The sequence below is a fragment of the Shimia thalassica genome, assembly GCF_001458215.1.
In the GTDB taxonomy this organism is placed as follows: domain Bacteria; phylum Pseudomonadota; class Alphaproteobacteria; order Rhodobacterales; family Rhodobacteraceae; genus Shimia; species Shimia thalassica.
Genome location: NZ_CYTW01000001.1, coordinates 323,771 through 347,441, shown reverse-complemented (window position 1 = coordinate 347,441; position 23,671 = coordinate 323,771). Strand labels below are relative to the sequence as shown.

The window sequence follows — 23,671 nt, the reverse complement described above, 5'->3', positions numbered from 1 at the left end:
AAAGCCGCCGCAATTTCTATCGCTCGGCGGCCATGACTTCGATTTCGACGACAAACTCGGGACGTGTGAAACCGGACACAATCACCAACGTAGAGGCGGGCAACACCTCCAGACCTTCAAGATAGCGATCCCGCGCTGCCATATATCCCGCCATATGTGATCTGTCCGTGACGAAGGCGTTGATCCTCAGAACCGCGTGCCGGTCCAGCCCCGCTTCGGCCAGTATCGCGTCAATGTTGCCAAAGCAGATATCGGCCTGCGCCTCTGCGCCTTCGGGGATCACGCCTTTTCTGTCCACGCCCAATTGCCCACTTGTCAGAACAACCCGGCGCAACTCGGTTTCAACACCATGGCTATACTTGGCAAAGGGCGGCGCAATGGATTTCGGGGCAAGAGCTTTCATAGGGCAGTCTCCAAATAACAAAGAGCGGTCCGAGAGTGCCCCAGACCGCTCTTGATGTCGTCATGTATTTTCTCAGCTGGCCAGTTTTACTGCAACAGGCACGCCATTAAAGGCCGCGTTGCCGCTTACCGGATCAATTCGCGAGTCATCTGTCAGGTCATTGATGGAAATCGTCCCGACATCGCGGGCGATGCCGATCTTGCCATTCTTTTGACCCCAACCTTGCGGAATAGAGACCACACCGGGTGCCATCTCGTCTGTGACTTCTGCCGCCATCTCGACCGAACCAACACGCCCTTCGACGATAACATTGGCCTCATCCTCGATCCCGAGACGCGCCGCATCAACCGGATTAAGCTGAACGGTGCAACGGTTTTTCCCTTTAACCAGACGCAGGCTGTTCTGCGTCCAGCTGTTATGGCTGCGCACCTGACGGCGCCCGATCATAAGCAGAGGGAACTCATCCGTCACCGGCGGCTCAAACTCCAGTAACCGTGGCAGATCCTCAAGAAAGGCCTGTGGCGCAAGGTTTATCCGTTTGTCCGGCGTCTCAAGCCGGTCTTTCAGGTTCGCCACCAGCGGCCCCAGATCAATCGGTGTGCCGGATTTCAACAAGGCGTCAACGGACACGCGATCCGCATGATACCCGTTGGGCAACAACGCCCCAAGCGTGGTTGTCGGGTCCGGCCCGATGCTGTTGGCGCCGGTCAACCGGGCCGTGAGCTGGGCGATCACTTCCCATTCCTGCGGGTTTTGATTTGGCGGATCGAAAAGCGCAGGCGCAAACCCGGAAGTATTGCGCACCGCAAAGGTATGAAAGACCATATCATACATCACTTCTTCCAGCGCCACAGTCCCCGGGAGAATCAGGTCCGCATGACGCGTCGTGTCGTTGATGTGAATGTCGACCGAGAGCATAAAGTCGAGCTTTTCAAGCCCCTCCTCGATCCGCCGTCCGTTTGGCGCGGTCAGCACGGGATTGCCCGCAACTGTCACCATCGCCTTAATTTGACCCTCACCAGAGGTTTCCATTTCTTCAGCCATGACCGAAATCGGGAACTCTCCGTTATAAAGAGGCTGCCCTGAAACACGCGAACGTTTCTCGGGATAGGATCTGACCTGTCCTCTCCGGCTTGTCATTCCGACATAATCCAGCGCGGGCGTGGTGAACATTGCCCCACCCTCACTGTCAAAGTTACCCGTGACGATGTTCAGGGCATTATTGGCCCACTGGCAAAGCGTTCCAAAGCTTTGCGTGGATGCGCCCATCCGCGCATAACACACGGCCGATTTTGCCGTCGCGAAATCATGGGCCAACTGACGGATGGTGTCCGCCGGAATCCCTGTCATTTCGGCCGCTTTATCCGCATCAAACGGTGCGACGGCCTTTTTCAACGCCTCAAGCCCGTCAACCACCCCGGCAAGCGTTGCCAAATCAACGAGATCCGCTTCGAAAATCTCGTGCAGGAGGGCAAACATCAAAAAGGCATCAGTTTCCGGCTTGATGAAATGATGCTCGGTCGCTTTTTCCGCCGTTTCGGTGCGCCGCGGGTCAATCACAACGACCCGCCCACCGCGCGCCTTGATCTCGTCCATGCGCTTGCCAAAACCGGGGGCTGTCATCATCGACCCGTTCGACACCAACGGGTTTCCTCCGATGATAACCATGAAATCGGTGCGTTCGACATCCGGCACGGGAATAAGCATGGGATGCCCCATCATATGGATCGAGGCCACGTGATGGGGAATCTGATCGGCTGTCGCAGACGAATACCGGTTCACCGTACCCAGAGCCTTGACCAGTCTTGGCAGGTTCAAAAGGTTCCCGAATTTGTGCGCGTTCGGATTGCCAAGATAGACCCCGACCGCATCCTTGCCATGGGCCTGCTGCACCTCCTGAAGACGCTGCGCCGCAAAGTCATAGGCTTCTTCCCAGCTGATTTCGACAAAGGCACCGTCCACTTTCTTGAGCGGACGGGTCACCCTGTCGGGATCAACACGGAAATCCTGCAACGCCACGGCCTTTGGGCAGATATGCCCGCGCGACAAAGGATCGTCAGGATCGGGTTTCACGGACAACACCGTATCGCCGTCATGCGTGATGATCAGGCCGCACATGGCCTCGCAGATGTTACAGCTGCGGTGATGGGTCATTGGCTGGGTCATGGTCTACCTCGCTTTCCCGATTATACGCCGCGTTCGCGCAGCAACCATTCCGCGTGACAGGTCGCGTCACCCAGATATTCGCCACAGGCGCGGGCCTTTTTCATGAACAGACCAATGTCCAGATCATCTGTCATGCCAATACCGCCATGCATCTGAACCGCTTCGCGCACCGCAAGGTTCGCCGTTTTCGACGCCTTGGCCTTTGCCACTCTCGACAGACACTCGGCATCGTCACGACCTTCATCAATCGCTTTCAAAGCCGCCGCGATCACGGACTCTGTGGTCTGGATTTGCGTATACAGATCCGCCGCGCGATGCTGGAGCGCCTGAAACTGCGAAAGGGTCACGCCAAACTGTTTGCGCTCTTTCAGATAGGCCACCGTGCGATCAGCTGCTTCTTTCGAGACCCCCACAAGCTCTGCGGCTCCGACAGATCGTCCAACACGAAGGGCTGTGCCAAGCGCCTCTTCTGCGATGTCCCCTTTCGCCAGCAACGCCGAGCCGTCGACCTGAACATTGTCCAGTGTCAGGTTCGCCGCGTTGCGGTTATCCACGGTTTTGACCGGATCAACTGTTACACCATCCGTGGTTGGGTCGATCAAGAACAACCCCAGACCATCATCGGTCATTGCCGTCACAATCAGGCGATCCGCAGCACCGCCATCCCCGACAAACCGTTTTGTACCACGAAGTACAAAACCGTTACCCGAGGCTTCGGCTTTTGTACCAACCATATCAGGACGGTGTTTGATGTGCTCGTCCATGGCCAGTGCAACGACAGCCTCACCCGAGGCGACCTTGCCCGCCCACTCGGTTTCGCTCGCCACCCGCAGTGCCGCCGCCGACATCACAGCCGACGACAGGAAGGGCGATGTGGTCAGGTTGCGGCCCATTTCTTCGGCCACCAAACCGGCGGCTTGTGCCCCCATATCGACCCCACCAGCGTCTTCGCTGGTCAGCATCCCGAACCACCCCATTTCGGCCATCTCGTTATTGATTGAGGTGTCACCTGACTGACCCGCATTGCGCTGCGCACGGAACGCATCAACCGAGGCCTTGTCGCTTAGGAAGCCCGCCGCCATATCGCGGATCATCTGCTGTTCTTCTGTCAACAAAATCATAATCTTACCCCAACTCCAGAACCGCTTTGGACAGGATCGACAACATCACTTCCGATGTGCCGCCTTCGATGGAATTGCCTTTCGAACGCAACCAGAGCGAAGCTTTTTCATCGCTTTCGGCATTGGCAAAATCCCATTCCAGAGCCTCAAGCCCGCCTGCTTCCATGATCAGTTCCTGACGTCGCTTGTTCAGCTCGGTACCAGTGTATTTCAGCGTCGCAGACTCGACCCCCAATTGGTTCCCGGCCCGCATCCAGTCTTTGGCACGTGCCAGTTCGGCGTCAAACGCCAGTTCATCAATCAGGAAGTCCGCGATCTTGCCGCGCAGGACAGGATCGTCCAACTGATTGTTTTCATTCAACCCAATCGCATCCCGCGCCACTTCAACAAGGTCCTCAGACCCGAACAGCGCGGCGTCTGACGACCCGATCATTTCGCGTTCGTGGGTCAGCAGATATTTGGCAACGGTCCAGCCCTTGCCGCGTTCGCTCACGATCTGGTCCTTGGGCACTTTCACACCATCAAAGAACGTCTCGCAGAAGGGCGATGCACCGGAAATCAGCTTGATCGGTTTGGTGGTCACACCTTCGCTGGCCATGTCGAACAGAAGGAAAGAAATGCCCTTATGCTTGGGCGCATCCGGTTCGGTCCGTACAAGACAGAAGATCCAGTCGGCCTTGTCTGCATATGATGTCCAGATCTTCTGGCCTGTCACTTCGAAATAGTCACCGGCATCGACCCCTTTGGTCTGCACACCGGCCAGATCCGATCCCGCACCGGGTTCGGAATAGCCCTGACACCAACGGATCTCTCCGCGTGCAACTTGTGGTAAATAATGACGTTTTTGCTCGTCCGTCCCGAATTCGAGCAACGCGGGTCCAAGCATCCAGATGCCAAAGCTTTGAAGAGGCGGGCGCGCATTGATGCGGTCCAGTTCTTCTTTCAAGACACGCTGTTCGTCGCCGTTCAATCCGCCGCCGCCATAGGCTTTGGGCCACTCCGGCACGGTCCAGCCGCGATCCGCCATAGCATTCAGCCAGTCACGCTGTGCGTCAGACTGGAAAACCCAGTTGCGTCCGCCCCAGCATACGTCGGCCTCGTTCATCGGTTGCCGCATTTCCTGCGGACAATTCTCCTCCAGCCACGCACGCGTAGCGGCGCGGAACTCCTGCAAATCCGTCATAATGTCACCTGATGTCTAGATGCGGGCGCCCGCTGTCGGGCGCCCGCGAAGTGGTCCTTACTCTTCGTGGACCTTTTTCCATGCGCCACCTTCGACGACCGAAACGTAGACCGAGTCTGCGCCTTGGTGATCATCGGGGCCGTATGTCATGTGGTTGCCAACAAGGTCATCCTGGTAATCTAGAGTTTCCATGGCTGCGATGAATTTTTCCTGATCAACGTCACGACCAGCAATTTCCAGCGCTTTCACAACCTGCTCTGCCGAAGCATAGCCCAGCATCGAGAAGCCAACGGGGTTTTCACCGTATTTTGCGTTATACTCTTCGATAAACGCTTTTGGTGCTGGCTCGTCTGCACGTGCCCACAGATCCTGCCATGATGCAGCGGCATAGTACCCCTCGGTGATGCCACCGGGCACTTTGGCCACCACTGTCAGGAAGCTGGCAGAGGTTCCGAGGAACTTCATGTCAGCCAGACCCATTTTCTTGGCCGTGCCAACAATGGTGATCGCCTGACGCACACCAACAGCCATGGTGACGATGTCACAACCGGCTTCTTTCAGCTTCGAAAGCGATCCGACAAAATCCGACTCGTCCGGCTTGTGGGTGGTTTCGGCCACAAACTTGATACCTGCGGCTTCTGCACCAGCGTGGCTGCCTTCAAGGATCTCTTTGCCGAAGTCAGTTGGCAGATACATGGAACACACCGCCTGGCTGCCGTACTTGCCCGCGAGGTACTTCACACCGACCTGCGCCTGATCATAGTAGGACGAGAACGAGGTGAACTTGTTGTGCATCGGATCCTGAAGCATCTGACGTGCGGCCGAAAGCGGTGCAATGTTCGGAATGCCTTTGGGGTCCAGAAGTTTGAAGCCCGCAAGGTTCATCGGCGTGCCAAGGCTTCCCAGCATGGCAAAAACCTTGTCGCGGTTCAAAAGCTTGTTGTAGCCCTGCATCGCGCGCGGCATCTGGTAACCGTTGTCCTCCACAACGTACCGGATGGTGCGGCCATGCACGCCGCCAGCGGCGTTCACTTTGTCAAAATACAGGTTTGACCCTTTGACAGCGGGGACACCCACTGCGGCAAAGATGCCCGAAAGGTCATTCACCGAGCCAATGACGATCTCGGTGTCCGAGACACCTTGAACATCGGCCGATGCCACCGACGCGACTGCGGCAACACCTGCCGCGAGCGCCGTATTTTTTACCAAACTTTTCATATTTTTCCTCCCATTGGTAATTTCTTTCACGTTTCCGTTTTTAGTACATATCCTCAATCAGATGAGCCTGGGCCTTCTCGACATAGCTGCGCTTGAGCTTCATCGTCGCCGTCAACTCTTCATCTTCAGCCGTCAACAACACGTCGATCAGACGGAAATCCTTGATCTGTTCGACGCGGGCGAATTCCTTGTTCACCGCTTTGACCTCGTTTTCGATCAACTCTTTGACCTCTTTTGCCGCACAAAGAGAGGCAAAGTTCGAGAAAGGCACCTTGTTGTCCTGAGCGTATTTCTCAACGTTCTCCTGATCAATCATAATCAACGACGTCAGATATTTACGACGGTCGCCAATGATCACGGCATCCGAGATATAGTGTGAAAACTTCAAACGGCTCTCGATTTCGGCCGGGGTGATGTTCTTGCCCCCTGCGGTGATGATGATGTCCTTCAGGCGCCCTGTGATGGTGACATAGCCATCTTCATCCAGCTTGCCGACGTCGCCCGTGCGCAACCAACCGTCATCCGTAAAGGTCTCGGCGGTTTTTTCGTTGTTGCGCCAATACCCCTGAAAGTTGTTCGCGCCCTTGGTCTGGATCTCTCCGTCCTCGGCAATGCGCAATTCATATCCCGGAATTGGGGTGCCGATGGTGCCCACCTTGTTTTCATGGCGGGTGTTCATCGTTGCAAGACCAGAGGTTTCCGTCATGCCATAACCTTCGACCATAGGCACGCCGATGGACCAGTACCACTTGAGCAGTTCAGGAGAAATCGGAGCAGCGCCGGTGCCGGCGCGCCGCATCTTGTCGAGCCCAAGCATACGGCGCAGGTTTTGCAGAACCAGCTTGTCCCAAATCCAATAGTTGGCTGCGACACCAGCCGGAACAGGTTTTGCCTGCATCATGTATTCGGCGCGCGCCATTCCGGCCTTCATCGCCATGCCATAGGCAGCGCGCCCAATCGGTGTGGCCTCTTGCACGAGGATCAGAACCTGACTGTAGATTTTCTCCCAGACACGCGGCACAGCCGTGAATGTATCCGGAGACACTTCTTGCAGGTTGTTGAACACCGTTTCGGGGCTCTCTGCGAAGTTCACAACGCATTTTGCCGCCAATGGGAAATAGATCGACACATCCCGTTCAAGGATATGGCACAAAGGCAGGAAGCACAGCTGGTTGTCTGTTTCCAGACATTGCAGACGACGTGCGCCGGCCTCGACGGCAGCCATGATGTTCTCATTGCACAACATCGCCCCCTTTGGCATGCCCGTTGTCCCAGAAGTGTAGATCAGCAAGGCCGTATCCTGAGGCTGTGCCTTGGCGATTTCTTCTTCAAAGGCACCGGGTTCATCGGCTGCGGCCTTGGCCCCGATCTCGTAGAGGTCACTGATAAGGATGCAGTTCGGATGCTCCAGATCATGAAGACCTTCGTCTTCCAGAATGATCACCTTCAACAGGCCCGGAACCTCGTTTTCGATCTGAAGATACTTGTCCAGCTGCTCTTCGTTCTCGACCACCAGAAACCGGCTGTCGCTGTCATTGACAAGGTATTTGACCTGAGCGGCGGCATCGGTTGTGTAAATCCCCGACGCAATTCCGCCAACCGCCTGAATACCCATATCGAAATAGGCCCATTCCTTGCGGTCTTCCGAAAGGATAGAGACAACTTCGCCGCGTTTCAGCCCCAGCTTTCGAAGCCCCATACCAATCCGTTTGGCATGGTCCCAATAGTCGTTCCAGGAATAGTCTTTCCAGATCCCCAGATCTTTTTCACGGTGCACGGTCCGGTCGCCCAGATCCTTGCAGCGTTTTTCAAACAGGGCGGAAATCGTCGTGCACCCGTCAACGTGAATTGGGCGCTGGCCCGCTTCAGCATTGTAGGTCACACCATTGATGACGGCCGTTTGAGGCGCGTTTGCAGTATCTAACATGGTTACCTCCACGTCTTCTTGCGTTTCCAGCGACGCTCTTCGCGCACGCCTTCTTCCTGAACACCCAGATAGAAATTCTGGATATCTTCAGAATTCAACAATTCCTCGGCGGTGCCATCCATCACGATGCGCCCCACTTCCATGACATACCCGTCCGTGGCCAGTTCCAACGCCGCGCTGGCGTTTTGTTCGACCACCATCATCGTCATGTTCTGTTCTGCGTTCAGACGTTTCAGGATGCCAAAGATTTCCTGAACCAGCAGAGGCGACAGGCCCAGCGAAGGTTCATCCAGAAGCATCACCTTTGGTCGCGCCATCAGGCCACGTCCAATCGCCAGCATCTGTTGCTGCCCACCTGACAAGGTGCCCGCCTCTTGGTTGCGGCGGTCTTTCAGCATTGGAAAATAGTTGAAGACCAGTTCGCGGTCTTGTTCGATCCCGGCTGTGTCCTTGCGGGTATAGGCCCCAAGGCTCAAGTTGTCGTCCACCGTCATCAGGGGAAAGACCTCTCGCCCCTCGGGGACGTGGACAATCCCACGCTCCACAATCTTGTGGGGCTCTTTGCCCTGGATCTCTTCGCCTTCAAAGGTGATCGTCCCTTTTTCGGGGTCCATCACGCCGGACACGGTTTTCATCAGCGTTGTTTTGCCAGCGCCGTTTGCCCCGAGGATCGAGACAACCCGCCCGGGATGCACGTCAAGTGAAACCCCCCGAATGGCCATGATAGGTCCATAGAAACTTTCGACGTTTCGGATTTTCAGAATGGCGTCACTCATGCGGCATGCCCCAGATAAGCTTCGATCACTGCCGGATCAGATTGCACTTCTGCAGGGGTGCCCAGCGCAAGCCGCGCCCCATCTGCCATTGCGAGCACACGGTCGGAAACCCCCGACACCAGCCCCATGTCATGTTCGACCATCAGAACGGTGATCCCCATTTGCCGACGAATATCGTCGATCCACCAACGCATGTCCGTGGTCTCTTCCACCGACAATCCCGAGGCAGGCTCATCCAGCAAAAGAAGCTTTGGATCGGTTGCAAGTGCGCGTGCGACCTCGACCACTTTACGCACCCCGTACGGCAGGCCCGCGATCCGCTTTTCGCGATAGGCCTGCAAATCGAGGAAATCGATGATTTCTTCAACGTAGTGGCGGCTTTGAATTTCCTGCTTTTTCACGGACGGCGTGAAAAACAACTCGGTCAGAAAGTTCGACTGGCGATGGCGATGGCGTCCAACCAACAGGTTTTCCAGAACGGTGGCTTGTTCAAACAGCTCGATATTCTGGAATGTCCGCGCCACGCCATGGCTTGCGACATCCGACGCCTTTTCCTTCAACAGGTCATGACCGTCAAAATGGATGCTGCCGTTGATCGGCGTGTAAAACCGCGAGATCAGGTTGAACACAGTTGATTTACCCGCACCGTTGGGGCCGACGATGGCAAAGACTTCGCCTTGCTCGACCGAGAAGGACAGGTTGTCCACTGCGGTCAAACCGCCAAACTTGAGCGTTACGTTTTCGATTTCTAAAAGGCTCATCTCAGACGCTCCGTTTTCAGATAGGATTTCTGACGCTTGAACATGTCCTTGCGATAGAAGGGGAACAATTCGAACCATGTTCGGATCTTGAACCACCGCCCATAGATGCCCATCGGCTCGAACAGGATGAAGATGATCAGGATCATGCCGAAGATGCCGAATTCCAGCCCCGGAATGGCAACGCTGGATCCGCCTGCGATGGCACCGACCCACTCTTTGGCAATCGACAGGAACTGTGGAAGAAACCCGACGATAATGGCGCCAAAGAACGCCCCGTGGATTGAGCCAAGCCCACCAATCACGATCATCATCAAAAGCTGGATCGAGATAACAACACTAAAGGTTTCGTTGTTGAAGGCTCCTGCAAAAAGCCCCATCAACGCGCCGGCCAAACCGGTAATCCCGCAAGAGATCGCGAAAGAGATGGCTTTGGTGCGTGCCACGTCGATACCCATCGCTTGTGCCGACACTTCCGAGTCGCGCAATGCGATGAAGCTTCTGCCAAGAGGTGCGCGCAAGAGGTTGATATAACCCAGCGTGACAATCACGGACACAACCAGCACGAGGTAGTAGAATTCACGTGGTGTTCCCCAGCGGTCGACCATAAAGCCGAAGATATTCACAGGTGGCGCATATTTCCCGCCAACGCCACCGGTCCACGGTTCGGTCAGCACGATGATGTCATCCACAAGGATAGACATCGCCATGGTCGCGATGGCCAGATAAATGCCGTGCAGCCGCAAGGCCGGAATGGCAATGACCATGCCGATGATACCTGTCAGGATACCAGCCAGCGGAAAGGCGATCATGAAGGGAACGCCAGCATCCAGCAGGATGATATTTGCATAGCACCCCATGGCCAGAAACGCTGCGTGCCCAAGGCTTGCCTGCCCTGTATGACCGGTCAGGATCATGAGCCCGAGCCCCGCAATGGCCCAGATCAGAACGTTTGTCATCTCGCCCAGATAGAACGCGTCCATGAAGAACGGTGCGGCGAACACAACAGCCAGCAAGATCAGATACAAAGAGAGCTGATATCCGTCTTTCCAGGGCCGGATGTCCTGCATGTAGTTTGTTTTGAATACAATACGCATCTGCTTATACCTTCTTCACGCGGACCTGACTGAACAGGCCATGTGGACGGAAGATCAGAACCGCCAGCAACAGCGCATAAGGCGCAATCTGGCTGTATCCGGCCGCGACATAGCGGCTTGCGAAAGGCTCGATAACGCCAACAATCAATCCCCCTGCCAGTGCCCCCGGCAGACTACCAAAGCCCCCGATGACGGCTGCGGCGAATGCCTTGATGCCCATCAGACCGGTGTTTGGATCCACCGCACCTTTTGCTGCAAAGAGAATACCCGCGACACAGGCGACGGCACCGGCAAGACCCCAGATCAGGCCCTGAACCCGCTTCACCGGCACCCCCATGTAGTAGGCTGCCAATTGGTTCTGCGATGCGCCCTGCATCGCCATGCCAAGCTTGGTCCGGTTAAAGAACTCGTAAAGACCCCAGGTAAGCAGGATGGTGACAATGATGACGGCAACGTCCTCAAGGCCGAGCACCAAGCCGCCGAAAGACACCTCTTTGCCCGCCAAAGGGTTTTCCAGTGATTGTGGCTCGTGGCCCCAGATCAGACCCGCAACAAAGCGGATCACAAACCCAAGAGCAATTGTCAAAATCACAACCGCAGTTTGGCTTTGTCCGAACATTCTGCGGATGACCAAGCGGTCAAGCAGATACCCGAGCGCCGCCATAACCCCAAGAGAGATCGGTAGGGCAACCCAGAAGGGAAGCCCCATATATTCCGTATTCGTAAGTCCAATAGTGACGAAAGCGCCAAGCATCATGAAATCGCCCTGCGCGAAATTCACAGCCTCGGTCGCTTTGTAGATCAGCACGAAGCCAAGCGCGATCAGGCCATAAACACAGCCGTTCGCAAGCCCACTGATCAAGAGCTGAAGATTATCCAAAATGTCCTCCCTGTGCCGGTTTTCCGGCTTCTATTCGAGATGTCTCCGGCTCCTCCTTCCGAAGACTCTCAATCCCTACTATGGCGTGATCATCACTTTCCCGTCAGTCTTTTTCAGCGCTTCAGCCAAACCTGACACAACGTCACGAAGCGGCAGATGCGCCGAAACGTCGGTTTTCCAGCGACCATCCGCGAATCTTGCCTGCACCTCACCGATGACTCGCATCTGGTCTGCGGGTGGTGTTGATCTCATCCAGCTTGTCAGCCAGAAGCCTTCAATTTTTTTGCTTTGAAAAATGAGCTGCCCCATTTGCGTTAGCTTCGGCAACTCGTTGCTCAACTTGCCATAGCTGATCCAGCGCGCCCGGTTTGGCATCGCCGCAAAAAGCTGCTCTGACATTTGATCCGACACCGCATCAAGGAATACGCGCGGCTTGAGATCTGCGCTCACTGCCGCGAATTTCTTAACGACGTCGGGGTCTGTCGTGACCAAAACTTCTGCGGCCCCCATTTCCTTTAGCGGCCCCACAGCGTCTTCACGGCGCACAAGAGCGATCGGTTTAAGACCCAGATCTTTGCCCAGTGACACCATCAGTTTGCCAAGCTGGCTTGTCGCGGCGGACACCACAAAGGCGTCTCCGTCCTGCTGCGCAATGTCCACCATCGCCATCGCGGTCAACGGGTTCACAATTTGAGCAGCGCCATCGTCATCAGACACGTCGGGGCGCAGCGGAATACAGTTCATTGCATCCGTGATGGCATAGTCTGCCCATGCCCCTGAACAGCCCAGCGCAACAGCAAAAGAAACACGCTGTCCCATCAGCTTTTCGGCACCTGCTCCGGTGGCAACGATGTCGCCGCATCCTTCAAATCCCGCCGGATTGCCTTTGATCCGGGGCTGGCCGTACTCTCCCTTGATAAAGTGCAGGTCGGACGGGTTTACGGATGCCACGCGCAGCTTGAGCAGAACCTGTCCCGGTCCCGGCGTCGGTACAGGGATTTCAGCGGCTTCAAGATATTCGGACGCATCGGCAATTGCGGGGCCCTCGGCTTTGCCTGAATAGCCTTCGTACTTTTGCAGCACGGCGAACATTGTTTGAGGAAGGTCACTCATTTCGAGACTCCGGTATTCTGTTTGATTTTTCGGGTCATCTCGGCTGTCCATTGAACGCCAAGTCCCCCCATTGCAAAGCCCACCACCTCATCTGCGATGCGCTGAAATTTGGTCAGGTCGTCCCCTTCCCGTTCAACGTACCAGAAAACCGGCCCGTTTACGGTGACAAGGAAACTTTGAACGACAAACGACACAGCCCCTTCACGGAACTGCCCCGCCTCGATGCCTTCCTGAATGACATCCCGGAACATGCGCTCGAACTCGTTACGCTGTTCGAGGTGACGCTCGAGCGCCTGTCGCTGAAAATCGGTTGTGGCGCCGTAACGACGCATCCGCAGACCATCCAGCAAGACCTGCATGAATGCATGGCACTGGATCATGGTGAGCACATGCCCGTGCGCCATCAGGGCAAGACGTTCCACCGGATCACCTTTGGTTTCATACCCCGGCATCACGCCTTCAAAGGCCAGTTCCATGCCACGGTCACGAACCACGTTGAAAAGGTCCATTTTGGACGGAAAATAGTGATAAATCCGCCCTTTGGTCGATCCAAGATAGCGGGCAACCGTGTCAATCGACGTTGCTGCAAACCCCTGCTGTCGAAAACACTCGGCGGCGGCCGAGAGGATTTCTTCATAGCGATCAGGTTTGGCTTGTTCAGCAGCAGAATACGTCACGACACTTCCTTGAATTGCGCTTTACGGCTTGGCTCAAGGCAAACATACTACCGAGTATGTTGTCAACTTGCCGCGCACATCTGACGTGACGGCACAAGGCGGAAGGAATGCTGATGTTAGAAGAATTATTTGGGGTAAAAGGCAAAACCGCCCTTGTGACAGGAGGCGGCACGGGAATCGGTCTCATGATCGCGACGGCCCTCGTCGCGGGGGGCGCCAAGGTCTTTATCTGTTCGCGCAAAGAGGCTGTTGTCAAAGGTGCCGCCGAACAGATTGCAAGCCTTGGGCACCCCGGATCTGTCGAAGCTTTTGCCGGTGATGTCGGCTCGAAAGAAGGTGTTGATGACCTTGTCGCGCAATTGCGCAGCCGCACTGATACGCTGGATATTCTGATCAACAATGCGGGCATCACATGGGGGGCACCCCTGACCGAGTTTCCATTTGATGCGTGGCAAAAGGTGCTGGATGTCAATGTCAGCGGTCTGATGTATTTGACACAAAGCTTGCTCGGCGAACTTGCCGCCTCGGCAAAACCCGAAGATCCTGCACGGGTCATTAATATCGGATCGCTGATGGGCACGGCCCCGATGGGCGATGGTGCCTATTCTTATGCGGCCTCCAAAGCTGCGGTGCATCACATGACCCGCATTCTGGCCAAAGAACTGGCTGCGCGGCATATCACCGTGAACGCCTTTGCACCCGGACCGTTTCAATCGAAGATGACCGCATTCGCAACAGGCTCAGATGAGCTTGCGCAAAAGGTCGGGCAAAATGTGCCATTGGGACGTATCGGCCAAGCCAGCGATATTCAGGGCGCGACACTGTTCCTTTGTGGCAAGGCTGGTGCCTATACTACCGGTGCGATTTTGCCGCTTGATGGCGGGCTGCACGTGGAAACGGCCAGTAACATTTTTGCCCACTAAACTATGAACCTTTGGCGCAAGAGCGGTTTTTTTTGACGAAAGCGGCAAGGCGGGTATGGTGAGGAGAACCCGCAAGTGCGATGCAATCGAAGAGAACCGCTCCTTGGACGCCAAAGTTTCGTCTGAAATTTCCCAACAAACACAGTGGATGCTTGCCGTTCGGGATGAGCGTGACAGGGCTGCGTTTGCAAAGCTGTTCGACCATTTCGCGCCCCGCCTGAAGGGATTTGCCATTCGCAGTGGGGCCAGCAACGCCCACGCCGAGGAAATCGTACAGGAAGTTTTGCTTGCCGTCTGGCACAAAGCCAGCCAGTTCGACCCGCACCGTGCACAGGTATCGGCGTGGATTTATCAGATTGCGCGCAACAAGCAGATTGACCAGTTCCGCAAGGAAGATCGCCCTCTGCCCGAGGTTTTGCTTGTCGAAGAAGACGATACGCCTGACGCCGATCAGATTTTGGCGCTTGAACAGGAAACGCAAGAGTTGCACACAGCCTTGGGCAAACTGAACCCGGAACAACGCGAATTGATCGAACAAACCTATCTTGGCGAGCTGTCCCACAGCAATATCGAAAGCCTGACAGGTCTGCCGTTGGGCACGATCAAATCTCGCATACGCCTTGGAATGGCGCGCCTGCGCCACGAGATGAAGGGGCTTCGATGAGCATGTCGCACATCCAGCATCATATCCCCGAGCCGCTGCTGGTGGCCTACGTGTCAGGCAACCTGCCCGAACCTTTTGCGCTGGTTGTGGCGGCGCATATTTCCTTGTGTGTCGAGTGCCGTGCCGCAATGGAAGCCCACCAACAAGTGGGCGGCGTGATCCTGAACGAAGAGAAATGCGTCGCGGTCTCTGCAGGGATGAAGGCTGCTCTTCTGGATTTGCTGGATGTTCCCGTACCCGAAGAAAAACCATCACGGCCCAAAGGCCCCTACCCCGCGCCTGTTGCCGATCTGTTTGAAACAGAAACCCCGGACTGGCGGTCTTTGGGGCGGGGCGTGAAGCAAAGCATACTGATGGACAAAGGCGCCGGTTCTGTTCGCCTGCTTTCAATACCTTCGGGTATGGCCATGCCCGACCACAGCCATGGTGGCATGGAGATGACGCTGGTCCTGCAAGGAAGCTTTAGCGACGTTCAGGGCCGCTTTGCCCGCGGGGATGTCGAAATCGCAGACAGCTCGGTCACGCACACCCCGATTGCGGACGAAGGCGATACCTGTATCTGTCTTGCCGCGACCGACGCATCTTTGAAATTCAACGCCTTGCTGCCCCGGCTTTTGCAGCCTCTTTTCCGAATTTGACCCCAGAGGGCGCTCAACTTCCGCTCTGGTGCCTTAATATTTGTTTTTTCCGTCCAATTTGCCAAAGAAGTTTCTTCGAAATGCCCCATTTGCTGTGCTAGGCTCCTAAAAATTTTTATGGGCACATAGGAACGCGAACAGATGGCAGTAATTAACGGTGACAGCGGCAACAACAATCTTGTTGGCGGCGCAGTAGATGATCAGATTACAGGTTTTTCCGGCAACGACACTCTTACAGGACACGCAGGGAACGATTTGCTTCTTGGCGGCGGCGGCGATGACGTTCTGATTGGGTATGCCGGAGATGACACTCTTGATGGCGCCAGTGGTGACGATCAGGTCCTGTATTATCTCGGCACCGGAACCCTGGGCATCAATGCGAACCTCGCGACCGGCAGCGTGATTGATACGTTTGGCGACACCGACACATTGATCGGGATCGAGCGCCTTTATGCCTCTGACCGCAGCGACACCATCAGCGGTTCTTCTGGCGGGGATTTCGTATTCGGGCGCGGCGGCGGCGATCTGATCCAGACATTCGCGGGCGACGACACTCTGGTCGGCGACGCAGGCAACGATACACTTAACGGCGGCTCCGGGATCGATCAGGTTGCCTATTTCCTTGAACAAGGGACGCGCGGCGTTGTCGCAGATCTTGGTGCGGGTATTGCCATCGATACTTATGGCAATACAGATACCCTGATTGGGATCGAGCGGGTTTACGGCTCTATTCGTGCGGATACGCTCAATGGTTCAACCGGCGGAGACTTCCTTTATGGTCGCGGCGGAAATGACCTTATCCAAAGTCTTGCAGGCAACGACACCCTTGTTGGTGATGCAGGCAATGACACGCTGACTGGTGGCGGCGGTATCGACCAGGTGGCCTACTACCTCGAGGAAGGTACGCTCGGCATCAACGTGAACCTCGCAACGGGTGTCGCAACCGATACATTCGGCGCAACGGACACGCTTTCGGGCATCGAACGGGTTTTCGGATCAGAGCAGGCCGATACCGTGAACGGGTCAAACTCGGGTGATCTGGTATATGGCCGCGACGGTGCGGATTTGCTGCAAATGGCAGGCGGTGACGACACCCTGATCGGGGATCAGGGCAACGACACGCTGAGCGGTGGCAACGGCACTGATCAGGTTGCCTATTATCTTGAGCAAGGTGGGGGCGGCGTTAACGTCAACCTCGAGACCGGGATCGCACGAGACACCCACGGGTCGATCGACACCCTGTCCAGCATTGAACGCGTCTTCGGGTCGGATCAGGCGGACACCATCACAGGCTCCAGCGACGGCGACCTGGCCTATGGCCGTGACTCGGCTGACCTTTTGCAGCTGGCGGGTGGCGACGATACCCTGATGGGCGATCAGGGCGACGATACACTGGATGGTGGCGACGGCTTTGACCAGGTGGCCTATTACCTCGAACAGGGGCCTCAGGGTGTTGAAGTTGACCTTCGCGCCGGAACAGCCACTGACAGCTGGGGTGACAACGATACCCTGATCAGCATCGAATACGCCTTCGGGACCAACCAGAACGATACTCTGCTGGGGTCTGACGTTGACGGCGACCGCCTGTTTGGCTGGGGCGGCGACGACTATATCGACGCCCGCGACGGTAAAAACCTTGTATACACCGGTAGCGGCAACGACACCGTGATTGTTGGTGTAACAACCGAAGACGCGCGCGACACCGTCGTGATCGACGGTCTGGGCACCAAGATCATCACAGGTTTCGACGCATTGGGCTCGAACTATGGGCACCACATTGTTTTCGACATTACTGAAGCGGTCACAATCAACCTGATCACAGGACATGCCAGCACCGCCTCTGGGTCGATGACAGTCGACTTCTCGGAAGCCTTGTTCATGCTCGAAGTTGGCGGCACCTATGGTGACGACCACATGATCGGCGGCAACCCGAACCAAGACGATCTGGAATGGTTCAGCGGCAACCAGGGTAACGATACGCTGGACGGCGGATCGGGCTATGGTGACACCGTCGTTTATGACGACGAAGTGCTCTATGGTGCGCCTGATCCAATCACCGGCGTGCGTGGATATGGTACACAGGGTGTGACCGTACACCTTGGTCAGGGCTGGGGCATCGATACCTTCGGTGACCGCGACACGCTGATCTCGATCGACCAAATTCGCGCCACACAATTTGTGGACGTCATGACCGGCGGCAGCGATGACAACGGCTTCTGGGCTCTGGCGGGCGCCGATACCGTTGACGGTGGCGCAGGTGAAGACCGCATCCACTATGACGAAGACTATCTGACCGGCGGTACCGCAGGTGCGATTGTTGACCTTCAAGCGGGCTACGGCATTGACGGGTTCGGGGATCGCGACACGCTGATCAGCATCGAACACGTTCACACCACCGATAACACGGACATGATCACCGGTAGTGCCCATTCAAACCGTCTTGTGGCCTATGAAGGCGATGACACGGTGTACGGCCTTGAGGGCAACGACACGATCAAAGGTGATGGCGGCGACGACACGCTTGATGGTGGTGCCGGTAACGACGAACTCTGGGGCGGGCACGGTACAGACACGCTGAACGGTGGTGCCGGTAATGACACGGTTCGCTATCTTGATGACGAAGCTGGCGTAAACATCAACCTCAGCACCTCGACGGTGATCGACGGCACAGGTGCCACCGATACGCTGATCTCGATTGAAAACGCGTTTGGTTCGGAATTCAGCGACGACATTTTCGGCAGCACAGGCGGCAACCGTCTTTCGGGTCGCGGTGGCAACGACCGTATCTTTGCAAGCGATGGCGCAGACACGCTTTTGGGCGGTGACGGAGACGACTCTCTGGCTGCGGGCTCGGGCGATGATGAACTTTGGGGCGAAGCTGGCGACGATACGCTGGACGGTGGTTCCGGTGATGATGTCATCCGCTATCTGGAAGCCACTTCCGGCGTGCACGTCAATCTGGGTCAGGACACGGCCGCAGATGGTGACGGCGGCACAGATACTCTTATCAACATCGAAGACGCTCACGGGTCAGAGTTCGGAGACACCCTCATCGGGGATAGCGGCTCGAACCGTTTGCTCGGCTTTGGCGGAGACGACTCGATCAACGCTGCAGGCGGTGGCGACACCATGCTTGGCGGCGACGGCAACGACACGATCCAAGGGGCCGCGGGCAACGACGAAATCTGGGGCGAAGCTGGCGATGACATCATCGATGGTGGCGGCGGCAACGATATCGCTCGTTATCTGAATGCCTCGTCTGGTATTCGCGTGAACCTGAACCAAGGCACCGCATCGGATGGTGACGGCGGATCGGATACGCTTCTGAATATCGAAGACGTGCACGGGTCCGAGTTCGGGGATGCGATTACCGGCGACAGCGGCGGCAACCGCCTGTTTGCCTATGGCGGCGACGACACAATCAATGGTGGCGGCAGCGCTGACACCATGCTCGGCGGCGACGGCAATGACTCGGTCATCGGTGGATCGGGCGACGACGAAATCTGGGGCGAAGCCGGCGATGATACGCTGGATGGCGGCGACGGCAGTGACCTTGCCCGTTACAGAGAATCCACATCGTCGATCAACGTTGACCTTGCACAAGGCACCGCATCGGATGGTGTCGGTGGCACGGATACGCTGATCAGCATCGAAAACATCCACGGCACCGACTTTAGCGATACAATTTCAGGCAACGCCTCTAACAACCGCCTGTTCTCTTATGTTGGTGACGACCTTGTCCAGGGTCAGGGTGGCAACGATCTGCTTTTGGGCGGTGATGGCGACGACACCCTTGAAGGTGGCGCCGGCAACGACGAGCTTTGGGGCGAATTGGGAACCGATATCCTTGATGGTGGCGACGGAACCGACCTTGTCAGATACCGTTCATCCACATCGGCAATCGACGCCAACTTGAGCACAGGCACCAGCACAGACGGTCTTGGTGGTACTGACACCCTGATTTCTATCGAAAACCTGCACGGCTCGGACTTTGACGATGTCATTGTTGGGTCCGGCTCGCAAAACTCGCTTCAGGGTTTCCTTGGAAACGATACGCTGACGGGTGGTGCCGAAAATGACACCCTTGTCGGTGGCGCAGGCGGCGATACCTATCACTTCTATCTTGGTGACAGAATCGACACGGTGAACGATCTGGGTGTGGCGGGTGACGGTATCGACCACGTCATCATTCACGACTTTGAATCCATTCATGCAACCGTGACGCTGCAAAGCCCGACAAGCCAAAGCATCGTTTTGGACTTTGGCCCGACACGTGATGTTGTGGTGCTTGCCAATAGCCTGGGCGCGAACAACGCCAGCGCCATCGAACGCGTGACCTTCGCGGATGGGGTCGTATGGGACCACGCCATGTTGGTTGACAGCATTGGCCAGATTGGCCGTGCGGTTCCGAACAGCCCCACCAGCGGCGATGACTATCTGCGTGGCTCACCCAATGACGATACGATTGCAGGTGACGGCGGCGCTGACAGCATTGTCGGTCTTGCGGGCGATGACTCGCTGAGTGGTGATGACGGCAACGACACCATCTATGCCGGTGACGGTTCTGACACGGTCGATGGCGGCGCGAACAACGACATTCTTTATGGCGGCCAAAGCGATGCTGACGGCAACGACGATGTGTCCGGCGGCTCTGGCAACGACACCATCTATGGTGGTCATGGCGATGACATTTTGCGCGGCGATGGCGGCGCAGACATGCTCGAAGGTGGTGCCGGTGAAGACACCCTAGAGGGCGGATCAGGTACAGATACGGCGATGATTTCGGCGATCAGTACCGAAGTCATGGTCGATCAGGTTGGTTCCGATTTGTTGATCACTTTGCCTGACGGATCAGACCTGATCCGGTCGGACATTGAATCAATTCAGTTCCAAGACCGGACAATGTCGTTCTCGGAAGTTATCGCTCTGATTGATACAAACGGACGGAACCTGACGGGGACTTCTGGCGCTGATACACTGGAAGGCAACCTTGGCGACGATACCCTTTCTGGTCTCGACGGAAATGATGTCCTGCGCGGTGACGCTGGCAACGATGACCTCCAAGGCGGTGCCGGCAATGATTCCCTCGTGGGGGGCGCAAACAACGACACCTTGCATGGCGGACCTGGTGACGACACGCTTGAAGGTGGTTCCGGCACGGATACGGCTGTGATTTCTGCGACAAGCACGTCGGTAACTGTCGAAGAGTCGGGAAGCAATTTCCTTATCATCTCTGCAGACGGCTCTGCTCTTGTGAAAACAGATGTCGAAACCATCGAATTCCAGGATCGCACGATGACGTTCGCCGAATTGGCGACCCTGGTTGGTCCGTTTGACCTCAACCTTGTGGGCACCGCTGGTGCGGACACCTTGGAAGGCGAAGGGGCAAACGATACCATCTCGGGTCTCGAAGGCGATGACCTCTTGCGCGGACTGGACGGCAACGACAGCCTGCAAGGCGGTGACGGAAACGACAGCCTGCAAGGTGGTGGAGGAGACGACACGCTTGTTGGCGGTCTGGGCGACGACACCCTCGCGGGTGGCGCGGGCGATGATATTGCCGTCATCGACGATGGCAGCACATCGGTCACTGTCGAGCAAAGCGGAAGCAATCTTCTGATCACCGCAGCGGACGGCACAACGCTGGTCTCAGCTGATGTCGAGAAGATCCAGTTCGCCGACCAGACGATGACCTTTGCAGAAGCTACTGCTTTGATCCGTCCTGACAACCTCAACCTTGCAGGCACATCCGGCAACGATACGCTGGACGGTGCGGATGGCGACGATACGCTGTTTGGTCTGAATGGCGATGATCTTCTGCGTGGTCAAAACGGGAATGATTCCCTGCAAGGCGGCGCAGGTGACGATTTGCTTCAGGGCAACGCAGGCAATGACATTCTGGAAGGTGATGCTGGTGCAGATACCCTTGAAGGGGGCGCTGGAACAGACACCGCCATCGTCGATGGCAACAGCACCTCGGTCGATGTGGAACAGGTTGGAAGTGATTTCCTGATCACGTCGAGTGCCGGATCCGATCTGGTCCGTTCGGATATTGAATCGATCGAATTCCAGGATCGCACAATGACGTTCTCGGAACTGGCGACGTTGCTGCGGCCCGATGACCTTAATCTCACGGGCACTGCTGGCGCGGACTCGCTCGAAGGGGCGGACGGCAACGACACTCTCTCGGGTCTGGACGGCAATGACGTCCTGCGTGGCAATGATGGCAACGATAGCCTCATCGGCGGCGCTGGAAACGACACCCTGTTGGGTGGCAACGGCAACGATACAATGAACGGTGGTGCAGGAGCGGATGCATTGTCCGGAGGCGCTGGCAACGACACAGCAATCGTGGCCGGCATCAGCACCTCGGTTGCGGTCGAACAAAGCGGCTCAAACCTTCTGATCACAACTGCCGACGGAACGACACTTGTCTATGATAACATCGAAGCAATCCAGTTCCAGGACCGGACGCTGACCTTTGCAGAAGTTGCAGACTTGGTGCCCCCTCCCGGCTTGAACCTGCTGGGTACAACCGGCGACGATTCCATGGAAGGCGATGCAGGCGACGACACCATTGCCAGCCTTGACGGCAATGACATCCTGCGTGGTTATGATGGTAACGACAGTATGCGCGGCGGCAACGGCGACGACAGGCTGTTGGCAGGCAACGGCGACGACACTATGATTGGTGGCGCCGGAGCTGATACTGTGTCTGGTGGTTCGGGCGATGACCTCGCCGTGATTGCGGATGCCAGCACATCGATCACAGTTGCACGCAGTGGTACAAGCCTTGTCGTGACCTATGTCCTCGGAACCACCACGGTCTTCTCGGATGTTGAGAATATCGAATTCCAGGACGGCACCCTGACCTTTGCAGAATTGGCTGCCCTGGTACCGCCCGACGGTCGCAACATTCTGGGTACCAACGGTGCGGATACACTTGCCGGTGATGGCGGCGACGATACGATCTCTGCTTTGGCGGGCGACGACGTTGTCCGAGGTCATGACGGCGATGACAGCATCGAAGGGAACGACGGGAACGACACCCTGCTTGGTGGCAACGGCGATGACACCTTGTATGGTGGCGCAGGTGTTGACGCGATTGGCGGTGGTCCTGGTAACGATCTCGCCGTGATTACGGCAAACAGCGCCTTGGTCACTGTGGAACAAAGCGGCAGCGACTTCCTCATCACCAACTCGGACGGATCACACCTTATTCTGTCTGATGTGGAGATGGTCGAATTCCGCGACCGCTCCATGACGTTCTCCGAACTGGCATCCCTGATCAGGCCTGATGATCTGGTTCTGACTGGTACAGCTGGCTCTGACACGATGAATGGTGGCGAGGGCAACGACACATTGTCCGGCCTTGACGGCAACGACATGCTTCGCGGGCATGAAGGCAATGACAGCCTTGATGGCGGCGACGGTGGCGACACCTTGGTTGGTGGCGACGGCGATGACATCCTTCGCGGCGGCACAAGCGAGGATGACGTGCGCGACGTGGTTTACGGTGGCGTTGGCAACGATACTGTCGATGGCGGCTACGGGAATGACGAGTTGCGCGGCGACGCTGGCAACGACTCAATCGCAGGCGGCTTTGGGGCAGATACCGTTATTGGCGGAACCGGCGATGACACCCTAACAGGCAGCGCCTATGCTGACCAAATCTTCGGCAGTGATGGCGATGACTTTGTCAACGGCGGCTTCGGTCACGACTTGCTGAACGGTGGCGCCGGTGGTGACCGGTTCTATCACATCGGTATCTTCGATCACGGCTCTGACTGGGTTCAGGATTACAGCGCGGCAGATGGGGACATTCTTCATTTCGGCAATGGATCAGCAACCGCAGACCAATTCCAGGTCAACACAACCCATACTGCCACAGCCGCAGGCGAACGGTCAGGGGATGACAATGTTGAAGAAGCCTTCATCATTTACCGCCCCACAGGCCAAATCATGTGGGCCCTGGTAGATGGTGGCGGAGAAGCCTCGATCAACCTTCAGATCGGCGGAAACGTCTTCGACCTGCTCGCATAAACAGACGCCATAGAAAAAAAGCCCGCGCTTCTTATCAGAGGCGCGGGCTTTTCTTTTGTTCGGTACTGATTGGTGTTTTCCTGA

16 protein-coding genes are annotated in these 23,671 nt (G+C 56.5%); 4 read left to right on the top strand and 12 right to left on the bottom strand.

From position 1 onward, the window contains the following. Positions 1 to 16: 16 nt before the first annotated feature. The 12 genes from PH7735_RS01540 to PH7735_RS01485 form a co-directional block, all read right to left on the bottom strand. Entirely contained in the window at positions 17 to 403 is a 387-nt protein-coding gene (locus tag PH7735_RS01540) for a RidA family protein (RefSeq protein ID WP_058309577.1), read from the bottom strand. Between the two features lie 72 nt (positions 404 to 475). Beyond that, complete coding sequence (locus PH7735_RS01535) at positions 476 to 2,569, bottom strand: molybdopterin-dependent oxidoreductase (RefSeq protein WP_058309576.1); 2,094 nt, start codon at positions 2,567 to 2,569, stop codon at positions 476 to 478. Between the two features lie 20 nt (positions 2,570 to 2,589). Next, positions 2,590 to 3,690 (bottom strand): acyl-CoA dehydrogenase family protein, encoded by a 1,101-nt coding sequence (locus PH7735_RS01530; RefSeq protein ID WP_058309575.1) that lies wholly within the window; start codon positions 3,688 to 3,690, stop codon positions 2,590 to 2,592. 4 nt (positions 3,691 to 3,694) lie between these two features. Then, entirely contained in the window at positions 3,695 to 4,873 is a 1,179-nt protein-coding gene (locus PH7735_RS01525) for an acyl-CoA dehydrogenase family protein (RefSeq protein ID WP_058309574.1), read from the bottom strand. A 57-nt stretch (positions 4,874 to 4,930) separates the two neighbouring features. Then, the gene (locus PH7735_RS01520) at positions 4,931 to 6,091 is read right to left on the bottom strand and encodes an ABC transporter substrate-binding protein (protein WP_058309573.1); all 1,161 of its coding nucleotides are present in this window, start codon (positions 6,089 to 6,091) and stop codon (positions 4,931 to 4,933) included. A 40-nt stretch (positions 6,092 to 6,131) separates the two neighbouring features. Continuing rightward, the gene (locus PH7735_RS01515) at positions 6,132 to 8,018 is read right to left on the bottom strand and encodes an AMP-dependent synthetase/ligase (RefSeq protein WP_082645101.1); all 1,887 of its coding nucleotides are present in this window, start codon (positions 8,016 to 8,018) and stop codon (positions 6,132 to 6,134) included. Between the two features lie 2 nt (positions 8,019 to 8,020). Next, on the bottom strand, positions 8,021 to 8,794 hold the full coding sequence (locus PH7735_RS01510) for an ABC transporter ATP-binding protein (RefSeq protein WP_058309571.1): 774 nt from the start codon (positions 8,792 to 8,794) through the stop codon (positions 8,021 to 8,023). Beyond that, complete coding sequence (locus PH7735_RS01505) at positions 8,791 to 9,555, bottom strand: ABC transporter ATP-binding protein (RefSeq protein ID WP_058309570.1); 765 nt, start codon at positions 9,553 to 9,555, stop codon at positions 8,791 to 8,793. Before PH7735_RS01505 ends, PH7735_RS01510 begins: the two co-directional genes overlap by 4 nt. Continuing rightward, complete coding sequence (locus PH7735_RS01500) at positions 9,552 to 10,649, bottom strand: branched-chain amino acid ABC transporter permease (RefSeq protein WP_058309569.1); 1,098 nt, start codon at positions 10,647 to 10,649, stop codon at positions 9,552 to 9,554. Before PH7735_RS01500 ends, PH7735_RS01505 begins: the two co-directional genes overlap by 4 nt. Before the next feature lie 4 nt (positions 10,650 to 10,653). Further along, positions 10,654 to 11,529, bottom strand: coding sequence for a branched-chain amino acid ABC transporter permease (locus tag PH7735_RS01495; protein WP_058309568.1), 876 nt, complete (start codon positions 11,527 to 11,529; stop codon positions 10,654 to 10,656). A 78-nt stretch (positions 11,530 to 11,607) separates the two neighbouring features. After that, the gene (locus tag PH7735_RS01490) at positions 11,608 to 12,642 is read right to left on the bottom strand and encodes an alcohol dehydrogenase catalytic domain-containing protein (protein WP_058309567.1); all 1,035 of its coding nucleotides are present in this window, start codon (positions 12,640 to 12,642) and stop codon (positions 11,608 to 11,610) included. After that, on the bottom strand, positions 12,639 to 13,319 hold the full coding sequence (locus PH7735_RS01485) for a TetR/AcrR family transcriptional regulator (RefSeq protein WP_058309566.1): 681 nt from the start codon (positions 13,317 to 13,319) through the stop codon (positions 12,639 to 12,641). Before PH7735_RS01485 ends, PH7735_RS01490 begins: the two co-directional genes overlap by 4 nt. Positions 13,320 to 13,429: 110 nt before the next feature. Here PH7735_RS01485 and PH7735_RS01480 point away from each other — a divergent pair, with 110 nt between their 5' ends. From PH7735_RS01480 to PH7735_RS01465, 4 genes are all read left to right on the top strand, one after another. Further along, entirely contained in the window at positions 13,430 to 14,242 is an 813-nt protein-coding gene (locus PH7735_RS01480; RefSeq protein ID WP_233488290.1) for an SDR family oxidoreductase, read from the top strand. A 148-nt stretch (positions 14,243 to 14,390) separates the two neighbouring features. Then, positions 14,391 to 14,906: a sigma-70 family RNA polymerase sigma factor gene (locus tag PH7735_RS01475; RefSeq protein WP_058311087.1), complete on the top strand. Its 516-nt coding sequence runs from the start codon at positions 14,391 to 14,393 to the stop codon at positions 14,904 to 14,906. 2 nt (positions 14,907 to 14,908) lie between these two features. Beyond that, a complete protein-coding gene (locus PH7735_RS01470; RefSeq protein WP_058311086.1) occupies positions 14,909 to 15,544 on the top strand; it encodes a ChrR family anti-sigma-E factor in 636 nt (211 codons plus the stop codon). 141 nt (positions 15,545 to 15,685) lie between these two features. Then, positions 15,686 to 23,587, top strand: a complete 7,902-nt coding sequence (locus PH7735_RS01465) for a beta strand repeat-containing protein (protein ID WP_058309564.1) — start codon at positions 15,686 to 15,688, stop codon at positions 23,585 to 23,587. Positions 23,588 to 23,671: the final 84 nt, after the last annotated feature.

What these genes read in the sequence shown, in the direction of transcription:
- PH7735_RS01540 (WP_058309577.1), bottom strand. Translation starts at nt 403, where the DNA reads ATGAAAGCTCTTGCCCCGAAATCCATTGCGCCGCCCTTTGCCAAGTAT.
- PH7735_RS01535 (WP_058309576.1), bottom strand. Translation starts at nt 2,569, where the DNA reads ATGACCCAGCCAATGACCCATCACCGCAGCTGTAACATCTGCGAGGCC.
- PH7735_RS01530 (WP_058309575.1), bottom strand. Translation starts at nt 3,690, where the DNA reads ATGATTTTGTTGACAGAAGAACAGCAGATGATCCGCGATATGGCGGCG.
- PH7735_RS01525 (WP_058309574.1), bottom strand. Translation starts at nt 4,873, where the DNA reads ATGACGGATTTGCAGGAGTTCCGCGCCGCTACGCGTGCGTGGCTGGAG.
- PH7735_RS01520 (WP_058309573.1), bottom strand. Translation starts at nt 6,091, where the DNA reads ATGAAAAGTTTGGTAAAAAATACGGCGCTCGCGGCAGGTGTTGCCGCA.
- PH7735_RS01515 (WP_082645101.1), bottom strand. Translation starts at nt 8,018, where the DNA reads ATGTTAGATACTGCAAACGCGCCTCAAACGGCCGTCATCAATGGTGTG.
- PH7735_RS01510 (WP_058309571.1), bottom strand. Translation starts at nt 8,794, where the DNA reads ATGAGTGACGCCATTCTGAAAATCCGAAACGTCGAAAGTTTCTATGGA.
- PH7735_RS01505 (WP_058309570.1), bottom strand. Translation starts at nt 9,555, where the DNA reads ATGAGCCTTTTAGAAATCGAAAACGTAACGCTCAAGTTTGGCGGTTTG.
- PH7735_RS01500 (WP_058309569.1), bottom strand. Translation starts at nt 10,649, where the DNA reads ATGCGTATTGTATTCAAAACAAACTACATGCAGGACATCCGGCCCTGG.
- PH7735_RS01490 (WP_058309567.1), bottom strand. Translation starts at nt 12,642, where the DNA reads ATGAGTGACCTTCCTCAAACAATGTTCGCCGTGCTGCAAAAGTACGAA.
- PH7735_RS01475 (WP_058311087.1), top strand. Translation starts at nt 14,391, where the DNA reads ATGCTTGCCGTTCGGGATGAGCGTGACAGGGCTGCGTTTGCAAAGCTG.
- PH7735_RS01470 (WP_058311086.1), top strand. Translation starts at nt 14,909, where the DNA reads ATGTCGCACATCCAGCATCATATCCCCGAGCCGCTGCTGGTGGCCTAC.
- PH7735_RS01465 (WP_058309564.1), top strand. Translation starts at nt 15,686, where the DNA reads ATGGCAGTAATTAACGGTGACAGCGGCAACAACAATCTTGTTGGCGGC.